This window comes from Pseudomonas sp. LBUM1673, assembly GCF_059695645.1.
Genome location: NZ_CP166780.1, coordinates 6,593,691 through 6,615,225, shown reverse-complemented (window position 1 = coordinate 6,615,225; position 21,535 = coordinate 6,593,691). Strand labels below are relative to the sequence as shown.

Here is a 21,535-nt window from a genome sequence, read left to right as displayed (position 1 = left end):
CGCATGTGAGGTCGGTTACCAAAGGAAAAGACCTGTGTAATCTTTCTGATCGCCTGCACCCCGTAGGCAACTGGCACTGCGCGCGACCACCGAAGGTTCGAGCTGGCCTTTGACTTGGCGTACGGCGCGGTACTCGGACCGGCATTCGCGACTGTTTGCGGGATCAACGCTCACATGCAGCACGATCACGATCGGTACGTTGTTGAAGGATTCGACGTGAGGTTTGCCCTGCCGGTCGACGGCAAATTGGCAAGGCCATGGCATCTCGAGGGGCAGCACGCTCTGATCCGGTTTACGCAACACGCATTGCTGCTGATCGTTCCCCAGCGTCAGTCGTTGTTCGCCCAGAGTGACGACCTGGTCTTCGGAAGCAGGGGCAGCCTGTTGGCCGGCGCACGCCCACAGGCTCGACAACACACAGCACATTGCCGCCAGGTTTCGGCTGGGTCTGATCATGTCAGCTCCCAGAACCAGATGGCCCTGGATCGGTAGGCAGGGTCGTTGTAGCGGCCAATGGTCAAGCCACGATTCCATAGGTCGATATGATCGCCCGTGCGATTGTCAGCAGACTCCCCTGACTGCTGGAAGCAATCCTTGAAAAAGATGAGCCCGGTCTTGTCTTGCAACTTGCGCCGTTCTTCGGCACTTCCACCGAGAATCAGCGGCCGCCCTAGATGATGTTTCCACAACCAGTTCGCCAGTGACTCGGCACCCCTGGCGTGCTCATGTGCACATTTGGGTTCGGTATAGGTGGATTTGTTGACCTTGATTGTCAGCTCTGCATTGAGCGTCATGCTCATGCGGATAGCACACTGATTTTCCCACGGACCGTTGCAGGGTTTTGCGTCAGGGTGCGTAACCAAGAGGTCGGAGTACGCTTTCCACAAATTAATAAACGAAGGCTTGGCCATGACTCAGACACCGGAGGGGAAAGGATTGGATTCGAGCAAGCACCAAACACCCCCGGCGTATAACGCCGGGGGCATGTTCGATTACACCTTGACGTTCTGACGGATGTTCCAGCCGAACTTGACCGGGCCGCCTTCCTTGGTGCCGTCGGCTTTCTGCGGCTGGTAGTCCACCAGCACCTTGGCGAAGTTCAGAGTGAGGTTTTCGGTCAGGCGATCATCGCTACCCGAGCCGCCGGTGCTCAGGGAAGTGACCAGCACTTCTTCCAGGTTGATGACCATGTACTCGACCTGGCTTTCGCCGCCGGCCTTGCGCACGGTCAGCTTGACCTTGTCGATGTGCTTGCCGCTGGCGCAGTGCATCATCAGGTTCGGTGAGGCTTTGTCGACGTACTTGGTCAGCGACAGGTCCTGGACGTTCACCTTGCCTGCACCACCACCGCTGCCCACGTGCATATTGCCGGACTGAGACATGCCCCAGCTCCAGTTCAAGACGTCGATCTCGTCCTTGTGGGCCTTGTCCATGGACTCGCCCTTGATGTCGCCGATCTTGATGAAAATATCAACAGCCATGTTTTCTCCCTGTGTGGTCTCTACCACATTGTTTGGTTAACGCCGACCTTGCGAAAATCTGTTCTGCTGAACGGGTTCAAGGTGATCTCCAACCTAATGAAGACCCCTGTGGGAGCGAGCCTGCTCGCGATGGCGGAGTGTCAGGCAACACTGGCAGCGACTGATCCACCACTATCGCGAGCAGGCTCGCTCCCACATTTTTACCTCGTCCCGTTCAGCAGGTTTTTACGCGCCTTTGGCCGAAGGCAGCTTGGATACCAGGCGCAGCGACACGGTCAGACCTTCGAGCTGATAGTGCGGGCGCAGGTAGAACTTGGAGTTGTAGTACCCCGGGTTGCCCTCCACTTCCTCGACGATCACTTCGGCTGCAGCCAATGGGTGCTGGGCCTTGGTGGTTTCGGTGGAGTGCGCCGGGTCACCGTCGACGTAGTTGAGGATCCAGTCCTGCAACCAACGCTGCATTTCGTCCTTCTCTTTGAAGGAGCCGATCTTGTCGCGCACGATGCACTTCAAGTAATGGGCGAAACGGCAGGTGGCGAACAGGTACGGCAGGCGCGCGGCCAGGTTGGCGTTGGCGGTGGCGTCCGGGTCGTCGTATTCGGCCGGTTTCTGCAACGACTGGGCGCCGATGAACGCGGCGAAGTCGGTGTTTTTCTTGTGCAGCAGCGGCATGAAACCGTTCTTCGCCAGTTCCGCTTCACGGCGGTCCGAAATGGCGATTTCGGTCGGGCACTTCATGTCTACGCCGCCGTCATCGGTCGGGAAGGTGTGCGCCGGCAGGTTTTCCACTTCACCGCCAGACTCCACGCCTCGAATGCGCGAGCACCAGCCGAAGTGTTTGAACGAGCGGTTGATGTTCACCGCCATCGCGTAAGCGGCGTTGGCCCAGGTGTACTTGGAGCTGTCGGCGCCATCGGTGTTTTCTTCGAAGGCGAAGGCTTCCACCGGGTCGGTCTTGGCGCCGTACGGCAGGCGCGCCAGGAAACGTGGCATGGTCAGGCCGATATAGCGCGAGTCTTCCGATTCACGCAGCGAGCGCCAGCCGGCGTATTCCGGGGTGGTGAAGATTTTGGTCAGGTCGCGCGGGTTCGACAGTTCCTGCCACGAGCCCATGCCCATCACGGTCGGCGACGCGGCGGCGATGAATGGGGAGTGCATGGCGGCGCAGACTTTCGACAACTCGCCCAGCAACTCGACATCCGGCGGCGACTGGTCGAAGTAGTAATCGCCCACGAGGCAACCGTAAGGTTCACCGCCGAACTGGCCGTATTCTTCCTCGTACATCTTCTTGAAGATCGGGCTCTGGTCCCACGCGGTGCCCTTGAATTTCTTCAGGGTCTTGTGCAGGTCGGTCTTGGAGATGTTGAGCACGCGGATCTTGAGCTGCTCGTCGCTCTCGGTGTTGTTGACCAGGTAGTGCAGGCCACGCCAGGCGCTTTCCAGTTGTTGGAAGTCCGGGTGATGGATGACCTGATTGACCTGAGCGGTGAGCTTGGCGTCGATGGCGGCAATGATCGACTCGATCGACTTGATCGCGTCGTTGGACACCAGGTCGGTCTGCGCCAGGGCCTGTTCGGCCAAGGTGCGCACGGCGGTCTCGACGGCTTCGCGAGCACGTTCGGTCTTGGGTTTGAATTCTTGCAGCAGCAGGGAGGCGAACTCGCTGGCTTCTTCGGTGGTGCCCAATGTCTGAGCGTCTGCACGTACTGAATCGGTCATGATCATTCGTCCTGATTAAGCCTGAGGCTCGGCTGGCTTCGGCGCACTGGCAAGCGCCTGAAGCAGCGCCGGATCCTTGATGGCCTTCATGATGATTTCTTCGGCCCCGGTCTTGCCGTCCATGTAGGTCAGCAGGTTGGCCAGTTGGGTGCGCGCTTCGAGCAGCTTGTTCAGCGAGTCGACCTTGCGTGCCACGGCGGCCGGGCTGAAGTCGTCCATGCTTTCAAAGGTGATGTCCAGGCTCAGGTTGCCTTCGCCTGTCAGCTCGTTGGGCACGTGGAACGCGACGCGTGGCTGCATGGCCTTGAGGCGGGAGTCGAAGTTATCCACATCCACTTCAAGAAACTTGCGATCGGCCACAGGTGCCAGAGGCTCGGCGGGCTTGCCGGCGAGGTCAGCCATAACCCCCATCACGAAGGGTAACTGGACCTTTTTCTCGGCGCCGTAAAGCTCGACGTCGTACTCGATCTGCACTCGAGGCGCGCGGTTGCGCGCGATGAATTTCTGAGAACTTTGCTTCGCCACGTTGCTGCTCCTGGTCGCTCAAGCGACGGTGTTGGCGTCATCGGTGGTACCGGTGACGTGACTGCGTGATCCGTCCGCTTTTATTCGCTGTCTGGTCCGCGCAGGTTTTCAAATTGGCTCATGCCGTCGGGAATCAGGTTGCGCACGATGGCCGCAAAGTCGGCGTGCACCAGATTCTTCGCCCGGTTCAACAGCACCGGCAGCGGGCTGGAGGGCTCATGGCGGGTGTAATACGCAAGAATCCGGTCCAGGCTGCGCAGCACGTCGTCGCGGTTGTTGATGTCGCCAGTGCCGGTGCTGCGCGGGGCGCTCGGCGCGGTGGCGTATTCAACCGGCGCGGCGCTGTCGTCGCTGATGGAATCGGGCAGGGAGCTGTCGCCGCTCTGCGGGGCGAACTGGCCGAGAATCTGCAAGGCCATTTTGAGCGGCTGCTTCAACGGGCCAAGGTCAACGCCCTGGGCGGAACCGACTTGTTCGCTGACCTGTTGCTCGATGGCTTCGGCGGCGCTGCGGGCCTCGTGCAAGGCTGCGCGGGTGATTTCCAGCTGCCCGGGATCGCTGTCGACAAACGCGCCGGCGAGCTGCTCGGCGCCGAGGTTTTCGTCAGGGAAGCTTTGCAGGCCGCTGGCATTGGCGGCGGCGCGCAGGCTGACAGCGCCAAAGGTTCGCGAGCGGGCCAGGATGCTTTCGCGCAGCAGGCGAATGGTGGCATCGGACGTCAGGCCCGCAAGGGCATTGATGCGCACGGTGGGGTCGTTGTCGTCTTCGGCATCCAGGCGCGGATGCAGGTCGGCCCAGTATTGCTTGAGCAATTCGCTGATCAGCGTCAGGACGCTGGCCAGGCCGGTGAGGCCTTCGAGGGCAAGGGAACTTTGCAAAAGGAAATGGGTGATACGCAGGTCTTTGCTGCGCTGCAACAAATCCAGGCTCTGCTGCTGGATGCTGCGCCATTCAGGGGGTTCGGCAGGCAATATCGAATCGCCCATGCTGCGCTCGGGCTGGCCCAGGGAATCGCGTTCCAGGCGCAAAAAATCCGCGTCATATTCCAAATCTTCACCACAAGGCGAAGTCGCAGAAACGGCAGCAAGCAACAGAGGCACTTCCACTGAATTTGATCTCCCTATCGCCCGACGGACAGTCGGGCAGTTCACACGTTAGTTCCAGGTGGAACTTCACATGTTTCCTTGAGTGTAATGGCCCTTTGGATACGCAGTGATCTTAAAGTGCCATCATTGATATTCAAGAAGTTGTGTATTTTTGGTGTAGTACTTGTGGCTTGTCAAGGTAAGCTATTTCCTCTGTGTGACAGATGTGAGGTGCTTAACAACCTGCGCGACTGGTGGGTCGAAGCAAGCACTGATGCAGGTTTTTTGCCACGCAAGCCGGTTAAGATCAGCGATCATGCTGGCAAAAAGCCGTTTTTGAGGTTGTTTGCAAGGTTGTCGGAGCGAGTCTCGCGGGTGCAGATCCCTGACTCGCCCGCGCGCAAAGTGTTCAGCAAGGAGGCAAGATGTCGCTGTGTTTGACTATCACTAGTTATCACAAGATTACCCCTGGCCAGTGCCCTGAGAAATCCATGGATCAGGGCGTGATGGCAATTGGCCGCAATTCTGATAATGACTGGGTATTGCCCGACCCAGAGCGCCTGGTTTCTGGCAAACATTGCGTTATTCAATATAAAGATGGTCGCTACTACTTAACCGATAACAGCACTAATGGTGTGGAATTGGTCAAGGCAGGCATTCGTCTGCGCAAGGGAAACAGCGAACCGTTGCAAGATGGCGAAGTTATCCGCATCGGTGATTATGAAATCCAGGCGCGGGTCGATTTCAGTCTGCCGGTGACCGATAGCAACCCTTTTGCCGATGCGTCCAGCAGCTTCGATGCCTTGATGGGGCGCCAGGGCGCCGTCGTGAATACGCCGACATCGTTGCCCGTGGCACCACCTGCACATTTCCAGGGCGTGTCGGCCATGGACACACTGCCGGACCTTTTCGACTTCCTGGCACCGAGCAGTGTCCCGCCGGCCACCCAGCCCGACCATGTCCCGGCCGAGCAGCACGACTTCCGCCCGCCGACCCCGATCCCCGACCCAACGCCCATGGCCGAGCCTGCGCCGCTGGTGTCGGCCTCGGTCATTCCGGAAGATTGGGACCTGTTCAGCGACAAGCCTGCGCCGGTGGCAGTTGCCCCCCTGCCTGTCACCCCTCTGCCTGTTGTAGAGGTTGCGCCGCCACCCGTACCTCAAATCAGCGAACCGATCGAACCGGCACCCCTGCGCGAACCGCCCGTGGCCATCGTCGAAAGCCCGGTCAATCCGGTCAATCCGGTCAATCCGGTCACCCCGGCGGACAATTCTCAACCCGACCTGTTGCAAGCCTTTCTGCGCGGCGCCGGGCTGGAACAAGTGCGTCTGGACAGGGCCGAGGCCGAAGCGCAGATGGAAAGCATCGGCCGCAGTTATCGGCTGATGGTCGAGGGCCTGATCGATGTCTTGCGCGCCCGCAGCAGCCTCAAGGGCGAGTTCCGCATTCAGCAGACGATGATTCGACCGGTGGAAAACAACCCGCTGAAATTCGCTCCTAACGTCGATGAAGCATTGCTGTTGCTGTTGCGCCACAGCAATCAGGCGTTCATGGCGCCGGACCTGGCGGTGCGTGACAGCTTCGATGACTTGCGTGCCCACCAATTGGCGGTGATGGCCGGAGTGGAGGCAGCGATCAAACATCTACTGGCTCGCTTCGAACCGTCGCAACTGGAAGAACGCATGGGCAAGCCCGGTGGCCTGTCGAGCATTTTCAATGGCTCGCGACAGGCCCAATACTGGCAGCAGTTCACCGAGCTCTACAGCAATATTTCCCGTGAGGCCCAAGAGGATTTCCAGGACCTGTTCGGTCGGGAATTCAGCCGCGCCTACGAAGAACACAGTACAAGGCAGCAGCGCCCTTGAGCGTCGCTGTCGCATAACGCCATTCATAGCAAAGAACGGAACAACGGATAGCTGAAACGTCATGAGGACGCAGGATGATTCCCAGGTTTTTACTCGCAGTTGCCACCGCGCTTCTGCTGACCGCATGTGCCAAGGATGCGGCCAAACCCCAGCCCGAAGAGGCTGAGGCTGAGGCCGAGGTCGACACGGCCGCCGTCGAGTTGCACTTTCACGCCATTGCCGGGCTCAACCCCGGCGCCACTGGCCAGCCGGCCCCGGTCCGGGTGCGCATTTTCGAACTGAAAAATGCCGCTACCTTCGGCCGTTCCGATTATTTCGCACTGGCCGAACGGGCCCAGGCGACGCTCGGTGCGGACTTGATCGACCAGGACGAAGTGCTGATCCAGCCCGGCCAGCAGTTGAGCCTGCAGCGCGACCTCGACCCGGCCACACGCCATATCGGCGTACTGGTGGGGTATCGCGAGCTGGATCAGTCGCTGTGGCGCTCGGTGATGAACGTCCCGCCGCGCCAATACACCGAATACCAGATCAGCCTCGATGTGCGAGCCGTGCGCAGCGCCGTCGTGGTTTCCCCATCCAGCCCTGCCCAATAAGCAATCGGAGCCCCCATGTCCTGGAACAATCGCGTGGTCTGGTCGGAAGGCATGTTCATTGGAACGCAGCACTTCCAGCAGCATGACCGTTACCTGGAAAACCTTATCGACGCCCGGAGCCGCCCGCTGTCGGCCGGCGCCTGGGGTTTCTCTGAATTGCTGATCGACCAGGGCCTGCTGGCCCAGGGCAAACTGGCGATCATCTCGGCACGGGGCCTGTTGCCGGACGGCACGCCATTCAACATTCCCCAGGATGACCTGGCGCCGAGCCCGCTGAATGTCGACGACAACCTGCGCGATGGTTTGGTGTACCTGGCCTTGCCGCTCAAGCGCGCCGGTGCGCGTGACACCGTTGAAGAAGGCGAAGCCCTGGGCGCTGCGCGCTACGTGAGCCAGGTACGCGAAGTACGGGACGACAACGCGCCGTTCGAAAACCGGGCCCCGGTGGCCGTGGGTTCGAGGGCGCTGCGTTTGTTGGTAGCCCAGGATGGCATCAGCGATTACGCCGCCATCGGCCTGGTGCGAATCAAGGAGAAACGCGCCGACCGCGCCCTGGTGCTCGATGACACTTACATTCCGCCGCTGCTGGATGTGGTCGCCTCCAAACCCCTGGCCGCGTTTCGCAGCGAACTGCTGGGCCTGCTTCATCAACGCGGCGAAGCCCTCGCCGGGCGGGTGGTGGCGTCCGGTGCCGGCGGTGCCTCGGAGATTGCCGATTTCATGCTGCTGCAACTGGTCAACCGTGCCCAACCGCTGATCCAGCACTTGAGCCAGTCGAGCCCTTTGCACCCCGAGCGGTTCTACAGCGAGCTGGTGAGCCTGGCCGGAGAGTTCTCGACCTTTACCGCTTCCGGGCGACGACCGCAGGAATACCCGCAGTACCAGCACGATGATTTGGCGCTGAGTTTTACGCCGGTGATGCAAGCCCTGCGTGAGGCTCTGTCAATGCTGATCGACAGCAAGGCCACGCCGATTCCGATCGTCGAAAAAGCCTACGGTATTCATGTGGCCATGCTGGCTGACAAGACCCTGCTCGACAGCGCCAGTTTCATCCTGGTGGTGCGCGCCGATGTACCCGCCGAGACCCTGCGCGGCCACTTCGGCCAACAGAGCAAGGTCGGCTCGGTGGAGCACATCCGCAACCTGGTCAACCTGCAATTACCGGGTATCGGGCTGTTGCCGCTACCGGTGGCACCACGGCAACTTCCTTACCACGCCGGCTCCACCTATTACGAACTGGACCGGGGCAGCGAGCATTGGCAGCAACTGGCCAACTCCGGCGGTTTTGCGTTCCACATCGCGGGGCAGTTCCCGGGGTTGAACCTGGCTTTCTGGGCGATCCGAGGATAAACCGCGATGAGCAATGACGATCGTACCCAATTCATGCCGACCCCCGGTGGCCGTGGCGCCGACCCGGCCCGCCCGGATGCTGGCCGCGCCCAGCCCGCGCCGCTTTCGATGCCGGCCGCGCCGGTTTTGACCGGCAAAGCCGAAGGTCTCAACCCCCTGGAAAGCGCCGCTGGCCCGCTGCTGGCTTTGCTGACCCGCTTGCGCAACACCATTGCCCACCCGGCGCCGGCGAGCCTGCGGGCGCAACTGTTGGCCTACCTGCGCCAGTTCGAGGAGCGCGCCGAGGCCGCCGGCGTGGTGCGCAACGATGTGTTGCTGGCCCGTTACGCCTTGTGCACCGCCCTGGATGAAGCGGTGTTGAGTACGCCGTGGGGCGGTACCAGCGACTGGGGCAAACAGAGCCTGCTGATCACCGTGCACAACGAAGCCTGGGGTGGCGAGAAGGTGTTCCAGCTCCTGGAACATTGCCTGCAAAGCCCCCGCGAACGTTTGTATCTGCTGGAGCTGTTGTACCTGTGCATGTGCCTGGGTTTCGAAGGGCGTTATCGGGTCATGAACGACGGTCGCAGCCAACTGGAAGCCTTGCGTGAACGCACCAGTGCGGTCATCCGCAGCGCCCGTGGCGAGTATGAGCGTGAACTGTCGCCCCATTGGCGCGGCGTCACCGTGGCCCGCGACCGGTTGGCGCAATTCATGCCGCCATGGATCGCCGTGGCCATCGGCGTGGCGTTGCTGCTGGCACTGCTGTTCGGCCTGCGCTTGAAACTGGCCGCCGATGCCGAGCCGGTGTTTAAAAACATCCATGCACTGGGCGAGATCCCGGTGCAGGCCATCGACCGTCCGGTGGTGCAACCGAAACTGATCGAGCGCCCCCGCCTGGCGGGCTTCCTTGCCGATGAAATCAAGGCCGGTCGGATAGCGGTGGAAGACGCCGTCGACCGTTCAGTGGTGACCATCCGTGGCGATGAACTGTTTGCCTCGGGCAGCGCCAGCATCAAGGACGACTTCCAGCCGTTGATGCTGCGCATCGCTGATGCGGTTCGCAAGATCAAGGGCCAGGTCCGGGTGACCGGCCACAGCGACAATCGCCCGATTGCCACCCTGCGGTTTCCATCGAACTGGGCCTTGTCCGAGGCGCGGGCCGCGTCGGTGCTGCAAATCCTCTCGGCCAAGACCGGCCAGCCCGAGCGCTTCAGCGCCGAAGGCCGCAGCGACACCGAGCCGTTGGCCTCGAACGCTACGACAGAGGGCCGTGCACGCAATCGTCGGGTCGAAATCACAGTATTGGCGGAGGGGGTCGAGTGAAGGCGTTTTTCAGTTTTATCATCCGCTGGGTCATTCCGTTGCTGGGGCTGATCGCCCTGAGCCTGATCATCTGGTTTGTCGGGCCGCTGCTCGAATTCCTGGTGCCCGAAGGCCGGCGCTGGGCGCTGATCATTCTGGTGTTCGCGGTATGGATCGCCTACCGGGTGTTTCGCATCATCCAGGCCCGTCGTCAGGCCGCCGAAGTCATGCGCAGCCTGGCGGCGCAAACTCCGCCGGACCCGACCAGCATCGCCACCGCCGAGGAGCTCGAAACCCTGCGCCAGCGCATGGACGAAGCCTTGGCGCTGTTGAAGAAAGCCAAGTTGGGCGGTGACGAGCGACGTAACCTGTACGAACTCCCGTGGTACGTGATCATCGGCCCGCCGGGTTCGGGCAAGACCACGGCGTTGGTCAATTCCGGGCTGCATTTTCCGTTGGCGGCGCAGTTGGGCGCCGGGGCGGTGCGTGGCGTCGGTGGCACGCGCAATTGCGATTGGTGGTTTACCGATCAGGCCGTACTGCTCGACACCGCCGGGCGCTACACCACCCAGGACAGCGACGCGACAGTCGATAAAGCCGCGTGGCTGGGCTTTCTCGGCCTGTTGAAAAAACAGCGGGCCCGGCGTCCGATCGATGGTGCCTTTATCGCCATCAGCCTCTCCGACCTGCTGCTGGGCAGCGACGCCGAGCGCGCCGCCCATGCCGCCGCGATCCGCCTGCGTATCCAGGAGCTGTACACCCAACTGGGCGTGCGCTTTCCGATCTACCTGATGCTGACCAAGCTCGATCTGGTGCCGGGGTTCATGGAGTATTTCGATACCCTGAGCAAGGAAGAGCGGGCCCAGGTCTGGGGCATGACCTTTGCCCTGGACGACGGTAAAAGCAATGACAGCCCGCTGGCCCATCTGCAAAGCGAATTCGCCGGCCTGGAACAGCGCCTCAACGATCGTTTGGTGGAGCGTTTGCAACAGGAACGCGACCCGGCACGGCGCGATCTGATCTACGGCTTCCCGCAACAGTTCGGCGCGTTGAAGGATTGCCTGCAAAGCTTCCTTGAGGGCGTGTTCAAACCCAACGCCTTTGAAGAGCGGGTGCTGTTGCGCGGGGTGTATTTCACCAGCGGCACCCAGGAAGGCAGCCCGATTGACCGGCTGATCGGCTCCATGGCCCAGAGCATGAACCTGGACCGCCAGCACCTGGCGCGCCAGACCGGCACCGGGCGCAGTTACTTCATCGAAAAACTCTTCACCGCCGTGGCCTTTGCCGAGCGTGGGCTGGTGGGGGTCAACCCGAAAGTCGAACGTCGGCGCAAGTGGATCGCCCGGGGCGTGCTGGCCTCGACCGTGGCCCTGGTGCTGGTGGTAGGGACCTTGTGGTGGGTCAGTTACCGCGCCAACCAGGCGTATATCGCGCAAGTCGATCAGAAAGTCGCGCCCCTGGGCCAGACCGTGCAGAACCTCAGCCCGGCACAACGGGACGTGCTTGCGGTGTTGCCTTTGCTCAACGCGGTGAAGCACCTGGCCGACGATGCGCCGAGCTGGGCCGAAGGCCTGGGCCTGTATCAGGGCGACATGCTTGAAGCCGAGTCCGGCAGCGTCTATCGCAAGCTGTTGATCGCGGTCTTCGCGCCACGCTTGCTCACGCGCATCGAAGAGCAACTGCACGGCGGCGGCAATTCGGACTTCCTTTACGAAGGCTTGAAGGCCTACCTGATGCTCGCCGACAGCGAGCATTACGATGCCGACTTCATCAAGGCGTGGATCGCCCTGGACTGGGACCGCAACCTGCCGCGCGACTTGCCGGCCGATCAGCGTCAGGCCCTGGGGCAGCACTTGCAGGCACTGTTCGAGCGCCATCCGCCCACCGCACGTCTTGACCCGCGCCTGATCGACGATCTGCGCCGACAGTTGCAACAACTGCCGGTGGCCCAGCGTGTCTATGACCGGATCAAGCGCCAGAAACTGCCGGACGGCATTCCAGACTTTCGTATCAACGAAGCGGCCGGGCGCGATGCCGCGCTGGTGTTCAGCCGCAAGAGCGGCAAGCCGCTGGGCGAACCCCTGAGCGGCTTCTTCACGGCCAAGGGTTACCGCCAAGGGTTTTTGCTCACCAGCCTGAACCAGACCGGCACCCTGGCCGAGGAGCAATGGGTGCTCGGTCACGACCAGGCAGAACAACAGAACGTCGCCAGCCTGGCCGCCGACGTGCGCCGTCTGTATTTCCAGGATTACCAGCGCCAGTGGGACGCCTTGCTGGCTGATATCGACTTCGTGCCGATCACCAGCGTGGCCCAGGCCGCCGACGTGTTGCGGGTGATTTCCGGCCCGACCTCGCCGTTGAAAAAACTGCTGGTGGCGGTGGCGAAGGAAACCGACCTGCAACAGGAAGAGCGCCTGCTGGCTGCCAAGGGTGCGCCGGTGGACGGCGGGGTCGACAAGCTCAAGGAGCGCCTGGGCACCTTGCTCGGCCAGGAGCAGGCGACGCAAAACGCACCTGAGGCCAGTGACGATCCAATCACCGCGCATTTTGCCGAACTCAACAGCATCGTCAGCAAGAACGAAGGCGAGCCGGCGGCCATCGACGGCCTGCTGGCCGACATGAACGCCCTGTATGTGCAGGTCAGCGCCATGGTCGGCGCCAGCGGCGATGCTTTGCTCGGCGAAGCCAAGAACCAGGCCGCAGCGGCCGCGACACGGGTCAGCCTCAACGCCGAGCGTCAACCGGCGTTGGTGCAGGGCCTGGTCAAGTCGGTGGTCAACTCCACCACCAACAGCATGATGGGCGGGGTACGCAACCAACTGAACGCAGCCTGGACCAGCGAAGTGGTGAACATCTATCGCCAGTCCCTGGCCGGGCGTTATCCGATGTCGCCGGGCAGTGCGCGGGACGCGACCCTGGACGACTTCGGCCAATTCTTCGGCGTGGGCGGGGTGATGGACAACTACTTCCGCAAATACCTGCAGCCGTACGTGGATACCTCGACCCAGGCCTGGCGCTGGCAACCGGGCGCCGCGCAGAAGCTCGGCATTGCCCCGGGCGTACTGCAAACCTTCCAGCGGGCAGCGACCATCCGGGATGCGTTTTTCCGTTCCGGTGGCACCCAGCCGATGGTGCGTTTCGAACTCAAGCCAGTGGCGATGGACGCCACCATCACCCAATTTTTGCTCGACCTCGACGGCCAGCAATTGAGCTACGACCACGGCCCGAGCCGCCCGACGGCCATGCAATGGCCCAACCCCGGCAGCATCGGTGTGGTGCGGATCTCGATCATGCCGCCTTCGGCCAGCGGTCGTTCCGGCATCACCCTGGACGGGCCCTGGGCCTGGTTCCGTCTGCTGGAACAATCGGATCTGACGGCCGGTAATTCGCCGGACCGCTTCAATCTGCGGCTGCGGGTCGACGGTGCCAGCGCCTCTTATGAGTTGCGGGCCAACAGCGCCTTCAACCCGTTCAAGAGCCGTGTGCTCAGCGGTTTCAGCCTGCCGGAGCGGTTATGAGCACGCCAGGCTTCTATGGAAAGTTGGCCAGTCGCGGGGACTTTGTCAGCCGTGGCTTGCCGCAGAGTTTTATCGGCCCGTGGGATTCGTGGTTGGCGGCGGGTTTGCTCGCCAGCCAGACCAGCCTCGGGGACCGTTGGCTGGATGCCTATCTGGTTAGCCCGCTGTGGCGTTTCATGGTCGCGCCCGGTGTGTGTGGGCCAGAGGCCGCCGTTGGGGTGGTGATGCCGAGCATCGATCGGGTCGGCCGTTATTTTCCGCTGACTGTTGCGGTGCTGCTGGATCACGACGCTGATCCGGCGTCGGTGGTGGGCGGTTCGGATGTCTGGTTTGAACAGGTTGAGCAATTGTTGTTGAGCACGCTGAGCGTGGAGGCGAGCTTCGAAGCCTTCGGTGCAGGACTGGAGACGCTGGGCAGCCCGGTGTGCCTGCCACGCACGCCAAGCAGCCGTTTTGCCGGGCTGCATCGCTTTGATGCCACCGACCCGAAGGCGCGAATGACCGCGCTTGCCGAACAGGCCTGCGAAGGCGCAAGCCTGTGGTGGGGCCAGGGTTCGGAGCGTATCGCCCCTGCTTTATTGCGGTGTCATGGCCTGCCTGTCGCCGCCGATTTTGCGCAATTTTTGCTCGGCCAAGAAGGTGTTGTGTAGATGCGTCCAAGCGCTGGAAAGACGTTCAAGTCTGCAAGCAAGAGCCATGTCGGTATGGTCCGCCAGGTGAATGAAGACGCTTGCCTGGACCTGCCGGAAAACGGCCTGTGGGTGGTCGCCGATGGCATGGGCGGACACGCGGCGGGCGACTACGTCAGCAGTCTGATTGTCGACAGCCTGCGTAGCATTGCCGTGGGCCGCTCGCTGGATGAATACGTTGCGGCGCTGCAAACCGACCTGCTGCGAGTCAACGCCGCCGTGCGTGAAGAAACCGCTAACCGGGGCGTGACCATGATGGGCAGCACTGTGGTGGTGCTGGCGGCGCGTGACTTGCGCGGGATGTGCCTGTGGGCGGGTGACAGCCGCTTGTATCGGCTGCGCGACGGCCTGCTCGAAGGCATCTCGCGAGACCACAGTTACGTTCAGGATTTGCAGGACAGCGGCCTGCTCAGCGAAGCCGAAGCCCGGGTGCATCCACGGGCCAATATCGTCACCCGCGCCATCGGGGTCGAGGCGCAACTGGAGCTGGCGATGGTCGAGCTACTGTTGATGCCCGGCGACAGTTACCTGTTGTGCAGCGACGGGCTGAACAAGACCGTCGAGGACCGTGAAATCGCCGAGGTGCTGAGCCACGACGAGCCCGGGGAAATCGCCAGCAGCCTGGTGTCCCTGGGCCTGATGCGCGGCGCTCCGGACAACATCACCGTCATCGTCGTGAAGGTGCCTTCATGAACCCCACCCTGAACATTCTGATCCCGGGCTACGACATCGGCGGTGAGATCGGCGAAGGCGCCATGGCCAGCGTTTACCTGGCGACCCAGCGCTCGCTGGAGCGCAAGGTGGCCTTGAAGATCATGGCCGCCGCGCTGGCGGCCGACCCGAGTTTCTGCGAGCGCTTCCTGCGCGAAGGCAAAACCCTGGCACGCCTGTCTCACCCGCATACGGTCACCATCCATGACATCGGCAATGTCGGTGAGCTGTATTACATGGCCATGGAATACCTGCCCAACGGCACGCTCAAGGAGCGCATCGCCGCCGGCCTGACGCCGGAGCAGGGCCTGATTTACATCCGCCAGATCGCCTCGGCCCTGGGCTATGCCCATGGGCTGGGGCTGGTTCATCGCGACGTCAAACCGGCGAACATTCTGTTCCGTGCCGATGGCACGGCAGTGCTCTCGGACTTCGGCATCGCCAAGTCCCTGGACGACCGCACCCAGTTCACCCAGGCCGGTTTCGCCGTCGGCACTCCCAGCTACATGAGCCCGGAACAGGCGCGTGGCCAGGACATTGATGGCCGGGCCGATCTTTATGCCCTGGGCGTGGTGCTCTACGAAATCCTTGTCGGCAAATTGCCCTATACCGGCAACGACGCGCTCTCCACGGCCCTGGCGCATTTGACCGAACCGTTGCCGGAGCTGCCGGTGCACCACGGTCGTTATCAAGAGGTGCTGCGCAAGCTGTTGGCCAAGGATCCGGCCGAGCGTTTCCCGGATGCGGCGGCGCTGTTGCAGGCGCTGGATAATCTGCCTCGGGAATCGGTTGAAGCGACCTTGATCCAGCCGTTGCCCATTCCTGTGAGCAATGACCTGGCGGGACTGACGCCGGTGTCCATCGATATACCGACCGGCCCCGCGCAGCCACAACCTCGACCCAAGCCTGTTCCGCCGACTGTGAAGCCGACTCCGCAGCCCACTCCGCAGCCCACGGTTTCTGAGCAGCGAAAGGGGCCGGTGTTCGCACTCGCCGTTGTCGCGGTAGCCGTGGCGCTGGCCTTGGGCGGCGCGGGTTATTGGTGGCTGTCGGGTGACGTCGAAGCGGACGCCAAGGTGCCGGTGGTTTCAGCGCCGCCAGCCAATTCGCCGCCGGCCGTGGCGCCACCCGTAAAGCCCCCCGTGGCGCCGGAAGTCGATGGCGGTCAGCGTCCGTTGCTGATGGCTGGCAAAAAAACCTTGTTCCAGCGGGTGCTCAGCAAGCCAGGGGCGAAAATCGCCAGCGAACCGGGGGCCGCACCAGGCAAGGCCTTGCCGGCGTTTTCCGTGCTTTACGTCTATCAGCGCAAAGAGGTTGCTGGTAGCCCATGGCTGCGCGTCGGCACCGCCACCGACGGGCGCAGTGACGGCTGGTTGCCGGCCGAGCAAGTCAGCGACTGGAAGCAAAGCCTGGTGCTCAAGTTCACCGAACGCTCCGGCCGTGCGCCGGTGATGTTCCTGCGTCAGCCCGGCGACGTGGAGAAGCTGCTGGCCGATCCATCGGCCGCAAAAAACCTGCTGCTCAAGACCCAGCAGAATCGCGAAGACAACCAGCAGGTACTGGCCCTGGAACCGGCTGCCAGCGCGGTGCCGCAGAACCAGTTTTACCTGTTGCCGATCTTCGATTCGCGCGAGGGCTTCGATGAAAACGGCCAGCCGGTGCAGTTGCTGAACGTGGCGTCCATCGACCCCGGTAATGCTCCGAAGGCTGCCGCCAACAACACGCCAATCACTACCGCTAACGCCGACGCCTTCCGCACCGCCGTGGTGCTAGTGGTCGATACCACCGTGTCCATGCAGCCCTACATCGACCAGGTGCGCGACGTGGTGCACGAGCTGCAAACCCGCATTGCCGAGCGTGGTGAGCAGGACAGCGTCAGCTTCGGCCTGGTGGGCTTTCGCAGCAGCATCCAGAAAACTCCGGGCTTGGAATACGTCGCCAAAACCTTGATCACCCTGGACCAGGGCCGCGACCCACAGCGCTTCATGGACTTGGCGCGGCAGGTCAAGGCGTCCACGGTTTCCAGCCATTCGTTCAACGAAGATGCATTTGCCGGCGTAATGGAAGCGGTCGAGGGCATGGATTGGTCCGGCTATGGCGGGCGCTTGATTCTATTGGTCACCGATGCCGGTGCCTTGCGCAAGAACGACCCGTATGCCGCCACGCAAATGAACGAGGCCGAAGTGCGCCAGGCCGCGCTGGGCAAGCAGATCAAGATCTACGCCTTGCACCTGCTCAGCGATGCCGGCAAGAAAACCCATGGCGGCGCGCAAAGCCAATATCGCACCCTGACCGCCGACGCCAACCCGCAGATCGGCGACCTGTACATTCCGGTGCCAGGCGCTGATGTGCGCAAGTTCGGTGAGCGGGTGGACGAGATCGGTTCGGTGTTTGCCAACCTGGTGCATCAGGTGCGTAGCAACAAGCCTCAAGCCGTGCCGCTGCTGAGCGCCGCGCCGAGCCTGAGCGACAAATCGGCCGCCGTCGGCTACGCGATGCACATGGACTTCCTGGGACGTAAAGCCGCCAGCCAGGCTCCGCAATTGGTCAGCGCCTGGACCGCCGATCGCGATCTGACCAACCCGGCACTGCCGGCATTCCAGGTGTGCGTGATGCTGACCAAGTTACAGCTCAACGACTTGCAGCAATCGCTGAAACTGATCGTCGATGCCGCCCGCAAGACTCAGACCTCGCCGAAGAATTTCTTCCAGGAAATCGCCAGCGCCAGTGCCTACATGAGCCGCGATCCCTCGGCCTTGCGCAAGGGTGGCAACCTGGCCGATGGCGGGGTTCTGGGTGAGTACCTGGAAGGGCTGCCATACCGCAGCAAGTCGCTGAACATGACCCAGGATTTGTGGCTTTCCCTGAGCGTGGCCGAGCAGGAAGACTTCATCGATGAGCTGGACTCCAAGATCCGCCTCTACGAAACCTTCCACAATGACCTGGCCAACTGGGTGCGTTTCGGCGATGCCGAACCGGGTGATGCCTTGTACCGCGTTCCGTTGTCGACGCTGCCGTGATGCTGAACATGAACGCAGTGCACAAAAACCGCGGCGTCGGCAGCCAGCGCTATAGCCTGGTGATTCCACGGCTGCAACTGCATGCCGGTGAACAATTAGCGGTGGTCGGTCCCAGTGGCTGTGGCAAAAGCACGTTGCTGGATTTGCTGGCGCTGGTGCTGGCGCCGGATCAGGCCGGGCAGTTTGATTTTGCGCCCGGCGAAACCAGGACGGACATTACCGGGCTGTGGCGCGCAGATGCGCAAAGTGCCTTGGCGGACCTGCGCCGCCGGCACTTGGGCTACGTGCTGCAAACCGGTGGCCTGCTGGATTTTCTGGACGTGCGCGGCAACATCGACCTGTCGCGCAAACTGCTCGGCTTGAAAGACGACGGCAGCGTGGATCGCCTGGCCGGAGCATTGGATATCGCTGATCAACTGGGCAAAAAGCCGGGCGACTTGTCGGTCGGCCAACGGCAACGGGTGAGCTGCGCCCGCGCCCTGGCCCATGGGCCGCGTCTGCTGCTGGCCGATGAACCGACCGCCGCCCTCGATCCGCTGAACGCGGAACGAGTGATGCAGTTACTGGTGACCCAGGCCCGCGAACACGGCGTGTGCTGCGTCGTCGCCACCCACGACGAGTCACTGGCCCGCGCCAGCGGTTTGCAGGTGCGGCGCATCAGTTGTCGTCGCGACGTCGATGGCGGTGTCACCGCTACCCTCGGGGAGGCCTGCTGATGCGCAATACGCTGGTGGCTTCCCTGGCCTGGCAGGATTACCGCAACGATGCGTGGCTGTCGGCCTGCTCGGTACTGGCGCTGGTGGCGGTGGTTGCGCCGTTGCTGGTGCTGTTCGGCTTGAAATTCGGCCTGGTCAGCAGTTTGACCGAACGCTTGGAGAACGACCCGGCCACCCGGGAAATCATTCCCCTGGGTGGCGGCCGGTTCAGCGCCGCGTTTATCGAACAGTTGAGCCAGCGCAGTGACGTGGCCTTCACCTTACCGCGCACCCGGCAGATTGCCGCGACGGCGGATCTGACCGCTGGCGCGTCGATGGTGACTGTCGAAATGATCCCCACCGCCGCCAACGATCCCTTGCTCGGCAGTCTGCCGGTGCCCCAAGGGCTGGATCAGGTGCTGCTCAGCCAGACCGCCGCCGAAAAGCTCGGGGCCAAGGCCGGTGATTGGCTGGAGGCCAGTTTCGGCCGGCAGGTGGCCGGTCGTGGCGAGGCGCAGCGCACTCGCGTCCAGGTGCTGCACGTTCTGCCGCTGGAAGCCTTCGCCCGGGACGGATTGTTCGCGCCATTGACGTTACTGGAAGCGGCTGAAGATTACCGGGACGGCCGCGCCGTGCCAGCGTTCGGTTGGCCAGGTGATGCGGCGGGCATGACGGAGCAACGGGTGTATCCGGCGTTTCGCCTGTACGCCCGCAGCCTCAAGGATGTCGAGCCGCTGCGCCAGTACTTCGCTGCACAGAATCTGCTGGTCTCGACCCAGGCCCAGACCATCGCCCAAGTGCAATCGCTGAGTCGCAACCTGTCGATCGTGTTCTGGATCATCGCCGGATTGGCTTTGGCGGGCGCGTTCGCGGCGATTTTTTCCGGTGCGCTGGCAGCGGTCGAGCGCAAGCGTCGAGAGTTGTCGGTGTTGCGCCTGCTGGGGTTTTCCACGGCGGCGTTGCTTTTGTTTGTGGTGTTGCAGGCGCTGTACAGCGCCGGCCTTGCCGCCCTGTTGAGTGCCGGGCTGTATGGCCTGGCGCAATCGGGCCTGAACCATTTATTTGCGCAGATGCCGGGCGAGTACGCCAGCCATCTGCTGGCGCGTCACTACGCGTTGGCCCTGGCGGCAGTACTCGGCGTCAGCGCCGTGGCGGCGGTCTGTGGTGGCTGGCGAGTGGCGCGTATCCACGCGTGTGAAGGAATTCGAGATGTATAAGTTACTGGGCGCCGCCGTGGCGCTGAGCCTGGCCAGCATGGTCTGGGCTGATGAAAATACAGATAAACTGGACAACCCCAAGCCGTTGCCCGATGACGTCAGCCTGCCGCTGCCGTGCGAAGGGCAGATGGTGTTTCGCTACGTGTACATTCTGGCCGAAGGCACCCTGGACGACCGCGAGATCAGTCTCGGCTATCCATTCAGCGAGGGCGAGGCCGGTTATCAACAGTCGTTCATCTCCGGTTACCGCCGGGACTTTATCAACGGCCAGTTCACCCTCAAGGATCTGCCCAAGGATTGGGGCAAGAGCATCACGCCGTTGATGCCCAAGGCTGATGCCAAGACCCCGCTCAAACCGATGCTCTATTTCATCGGCAAATACGAAGTCACCGACCGCCAATACGCCCAGGTCATGGCCCAGGCGCAATCGTTGGCCAGCGGCGAGCCGGCGCCAGCCTGCGAGGCACTGCAAGCGCAGGTGCCGCAAGGCATGGCCGGACGCTTGCCCAAGGTGAAGTTGTCGCGATTCGAGGCCGAACGCTTCTCGGCGGTGTACAGCGCCTGGTTGATGAAGTACCACAAAGACCTGCTACCGGTGAGCGGCCGCGGCACTTCGGCTGAAGAGGGCGGGCTGGGTTTTGTGCGCTTGCCGACCGAGGTCGAATGGGAATTCGCTGCCCGTGGCGGGCAGGCCGTTAGCCGTCAGGACCTGGAAGGGCGCCTGTTTCCCCGGCGTCTGGAGGGCAGCGAAAGCGACGGGCCATTGGCGGACTGGGCGGTCTTCAATCAGGTCGCCGGCGGCACCGGTCAGGCAGCGCGGCTGATGCCGATCGGTAGCAAACTGCCAAACCCCATCGGCTTGTTCGACGTGATCGGCAACGCCGCCGAGATGGTCCAGGAATCCTTCCAACTGGTGCACGCCGGACGTCGCCAGGGCACCTACGGCGGCTTCGTGGTCAAGGGTGGCAACTACCTGGAAGGCGAGGGCACCTTGTTCACCGGGATGCGCCGCGAGTACCCGCTGTTCGCTGCCGACGGCACCGAGCAACACAACGAAACCACCGGGTTCCGGGTCGCGATTGGCGCGTTGTCGGCGCCACGTTCGCGCTACAAGGAACTGTTTGCCCAATGGCAGAAAGAAGGTCGGCTGGCTTCGCTGACCGATGCCATCGACGACGCCCAGGACCCGACCAAACGCCTGGACAGCATCATCGCCGCCAGTATCGACCCGCGCCTGCAAGCCGAGTTGGGGCTGGTCAACGAAGAGCTCAAGCGCAACGTCTCGCTCATCGCCCAGCAGCGCGAAGAAGCGGCCGGCAACCTGATTCAGTCGGCGGCCCTGGTGGCCGAGACCGTCAACAACTACAACATTCGCCTGACCAATTTGCACAAGAGTCGCCAGCAGGCCTTGGACGCCAAGGACGAGGCCAGCGCCAAGCTGTTCGCCACGGCTATCGACAACGGCCGCAGTGCGCTGGACGGCGCGGTGGCGATCTACATCGACAACCTGGCGACCGGCACGCGCTACACCGATGCCGTGATCCAGGCGCAGTTTCAACGCATCAAGGAAGAGTTGGAGCGCAAGCCGGTACTGGGCAAGAGCCTGGTGACGCGCGCGACATTATTCGTTCGCCATGTCGGTGATTATCGTCAGCAACGACGAGCCGACCCGGCGGCGATATTGAAGGAATTGCTCGCATCGAACGCTCAGCGGTCTTGATCGTTCGTTGTACAGCGAGCTTGGAAGGGACTCAGGCGGCGGTGGGCCGTGCTGAGCTGGTCA

General features: G+C 62.4%; 17 protein-coding genes. 11 read left to right on the top strand and 6 right to left on the bottom strand.

Going from position 1 to position 21,535, the window contains the following annotated elements; all coding sequences use genetic code 11:
* Positions 1-15: 15 nt before the first annotated feature.
* From ACA044_RS30290 to tssA, 6 genes are all read right to left on the bottom strand, one after another.
* Positions 16-456, bottom strand: coding sequence for a hypothetical protein (locus ACA044_RS30290; RefSeq protein WP_497444505.1), 441 nt, complete (start codon positions 454-456; stop codon positions 16-18).
* Positions 453-911, bottom strand: coding sequence for a type VI secretion system amidase effector protein Tae4 (locus ACA044_RS30285; protein WP_497444504.1), 459 nt, complete (start codon positions 909-911; stop codon positions 453-455). Before ACA044_RS30285 ends, ACA044_RS30290 begins: the two co-directional genes overlap by 4 nt.
* A gap of 81 nt (positions 912-992) precedes the next feature.
* Positions 993-1,481, bottom strand: coding sequence for an Hcp family type VI secretion system effector (locus ACA044_RS30280; protein ID WP_497444503.1), 489 nt, complete (start codon positions 1,479-1,481; stop codon positions 993-995).
* Positions 1,482-1,706: 225 nt separating this feature from the next.
* Positions 1,707-3,200, bottom strand: coding sequence for a type VI secretion system contractile sheath large subunit (tssC, locus tag ACA044_RS30275; RefSeq protein ID WP_497444502.1), 1,494 nt, complete (start codon positions 3,198-3,200; stop codon positions 1,707-1,709).
* A 15-nt stretch (positions 3,201-3,215) separates the two neighbouring features.
* Positions 3,216-3,725, bottom strand: coding sequence for a type VI secretion system contractile sheath small subunit (gene tssB / locus ACA044_RS30270; protein WP_007894500.1), 510 nt, complete (start codon positions 3,723-3,725; stop codon positions 3,216-3,218).
* Positions 3,726-3,805: 80 nt separating this feature from the next.
* Positions 3,806-4,831, bottom strand: coding sequence for a type VI secretion system protein TssA (gene tssA, locus ACA044_RS30265; protein ID WP_497444501.1), 1,026 nt, complete (start codon positions 4,829-4,831; stop codon positions 3,806-3,808).
* A 404-nt stretch (positions 4,832-5,235) separates the two neighbouring features.
* Here tssA and tagH point away from each other — a divergent pair, with 404 nt between their 5' ends.
* The 11 genes from tagH to ACA044_RS30210 all read left to right on the top strand — a co-directional run bounded on the left by tagH (position 5,236) and on the right by ACA044_RS30210 (position 21,472).
* Complete coding sequence (gene tagH, locus ACA044_RS30260; protein WP_497444500.1) at positions 5,236-6,675, top strand: type VI secretion system-associated FHA domain protein TagH; 1,440 nt, start codon at positions 5,236-5,238, stop codon at positions 6,673-6,675.
* 74 nt (positions 6,676-6,749) lie between these two features.
* Complete coding sequence (gene tssJ / locus ACA044_RS30255; protein ID WP_497444499.1) at positions 6,750-7,268, top strand: type VI secretion system lipoprotein TssJ; 519 nt, start codon at positions 6,750-6,752, stop codon at positions 7,266-7,268.
* A gap of 15 nt (positions 7,269-7,283) precedes the next feature.
* A complete protein-coding gene (gene tssK / locus ACA044_RS30250) occupies positions 7,284-8,618 on the top strand; it encodes a type VI secretion system baseplate subunit TssK (protein ID WP_497444498.1) in 1,335 nt (444 codons plus the stop codon).
* Positions 8,619-8,624: 6 nt separating this feature from the next.
* Positions 8,625-9,923: a DotU family type VI secretion system protein gene (locus tag ACA044_RS30245; protein WP_497444497.1), complete on the top strand. Its 1,299-nt coding sequence runs from the start codon at positions 8,625-8,627 to the stop codon at positions 9,921-9,923.
* Positions 9,920-13,420 carry a type VI secretion system membrane subunit TssM gene (gene tssM / locus ACA044_RS30240; RefSeq protein WP_497444496.1) on the top strand — a complete coding sequence of 1,167 codons (3,501 nt, stop codon included), beginning with the start codon at positions 9,920-9,922 and terminating at the stop codon, positions 13,418-13,420. The genes ACA044_RS30245 and tssM overlap by 4 nt, the downstream gene beginning before the upstream one ends.
* Entirely contained in the window at positions 13,417-14,070 is a 654-nt protein-coding gene (gene tagF / locus ACA044_RS30235) for a type VI secretion system-associated protein TagF (protein WP_497444495.1), read from the top strand. Before tssM ends, tagF begins: the two co-directional genes overlap by 4 nt.
* The gene (locus tag ACA044_RS30230) at positions 14,071-14,802 is read left to right on the top strand and encodes a PP2C family protein-serine/threonine phosphatase (protein WP_497444494.1); all 732 of its coding nucleotides are present in this window, start codon (positions 14,071-14,073) and stop codon (positions 14,800-14,802) included. It abuts the gene before it with no gap.
* On the top strand, positions 14,799-17,840 hold the full coding sequence (locus ACA044_RS30225) for a serine/threonine-protein kinase (RefSeq protein ID WP_497444493.1): 3,042 nt from the start codon (positions 14,799-14,801) through the stop codon (positions 17,838-17,840). The genes ACA044_RS30230 and ACA044_RS30225 overlap by 4 nt, the downstream gene beginning before the upstream one ends.
* Positions 17,840-18,556: an ABC transporter ATP-binding protein gene (locus ACA044_RS30220; protein WP_497444492.1), complete on the top strand. Its 717-nt coding sequence runs from the start codon at positions 17,840-17,842 to the stop codon at positions 18,554-18,556. The genes ACA044_RS30225 and ACA044_RS30220 overlap by 1 nt, the downstream gene beginning before the upstream one ends.
* Entirely contained in the window at positions 18,556-19,752 is a 1,197-nt protein-coding gene (locus ACA044_RS30215; protein WP_497444491.1) for an ABC transporter permease, read from the top strand. The genes ACA044_RS30220 and ACA044_RS30215 overlap by 1 nt, the downstream gene beginning before the upstream one ends.
* Positions 19,745-21,472: a formylglycine-generating enzyme family protein gene (locus ACA044_RS30210; RefSeq protein WP_497444490.1), complete on the top strand. Its 1,728-nt coding sequence runs from the start codon at positions 19,745-19,747 to the stop codon at positions 21,470-21,472. Before ACA044_RS30215 ends, ACA044_RS30210 begins: the two co-directional genes overlap by 8 nt.
* Positions 21,473-21,535 lie beyond the last annotated feature (63 nt).

Coding starts and splice junctions, on each gene's coding strand:
- ACA044_RS30245 (WP_497444497.1), top strand. CDS start 8,625: ATGAGCAATGACGATCGTACCCAATTCATGCCGACCCCCGGTGGCCGT.
- ACA044_RS30230 (WP_497444494.1), top strand. CDS start 14,071: ATGCGTCCAAGCGCTGGAAAGACGTTCAAGTCTGCAAGCAAGAGCCAT.
- ACA044_RS30290 (WP_497444505.1), bottom strand. CDS start 456: ATGATCAGACCCAGCCGAAACCTGGCGGCAATGTGCTGTGTGTTGTCG.
- ACA044_RS30210 (WP_497444490.1), top strand. CDS start 19,745: ATGTATAAGTTACTGGGCGCCGCCGTGGCGCTGAGCCTGGCCAGCATG.
- ACA044_RS30285 (WP_497444504.1), bottom strand. CDS start 911: ATGGCCAAGCCTTCGTTTATTAATTTGTGGAAAGCGTACTCCGACCTC.
- ACA044_RS30280 (WP_497444503.1), bottom strand. CDS start 1,481: ATGGCTGTTGATATTTTCATCAAGATCGGCGACATCAAGGGCGAGTCC.
- ACA044_RS30220 (WP_497444492.1), top strand. CDS start 17,840: ATGCTGAACATGAACGCAGTGCACAAAAACCGCGGCGTCGGCAGCCAG.
- ACA044_RS30225 (WP_497444493.1), top strand. CDS start 14,799: ATGAACCCCACCCTGAACATTCTGATCCCGGGCTACGACATCGGCGGT.
- ACA044_RS30215 (WP_497444491.1), top strand. CDS start 18,556: ATGCGCAATACGCTGGTGGCTTCCCTGGCCTGGCAGGATTACCGCAAC.
- tagH (WP_497444500.1), top strand. CDS start 5,236: ATGTCGCTGTGTTTGACTATCACTAGTTATCACAAGATTACCCCTGGC.
- tssC (WP_497444502.1), bottom strand. CDS start 3,200: ATGACCGATTCAGTACGTGCAGACGCTCAGACATTGGGCACCACCGAA.
- tagF (WP_497444495.1), top strand. CDS start 13,417: ATGAGCACGCCAGGCTTCTATGGAAAGTTGGCCAGTCGCGGGGACTTT.
- tssK (WP_497444498.1), top strand. CDS start 7,284: ATGTCCTGGAACAATCGCGTGGTCTGGTCGGAAGGCATGTTCATTGGA.
- tssJ (WP_497444499.1), top strand. CDS start 6,750: ATGATTCCCAGGTTTTTACTCGCAGTTGCCACCGCGCTTCTGCTGACC.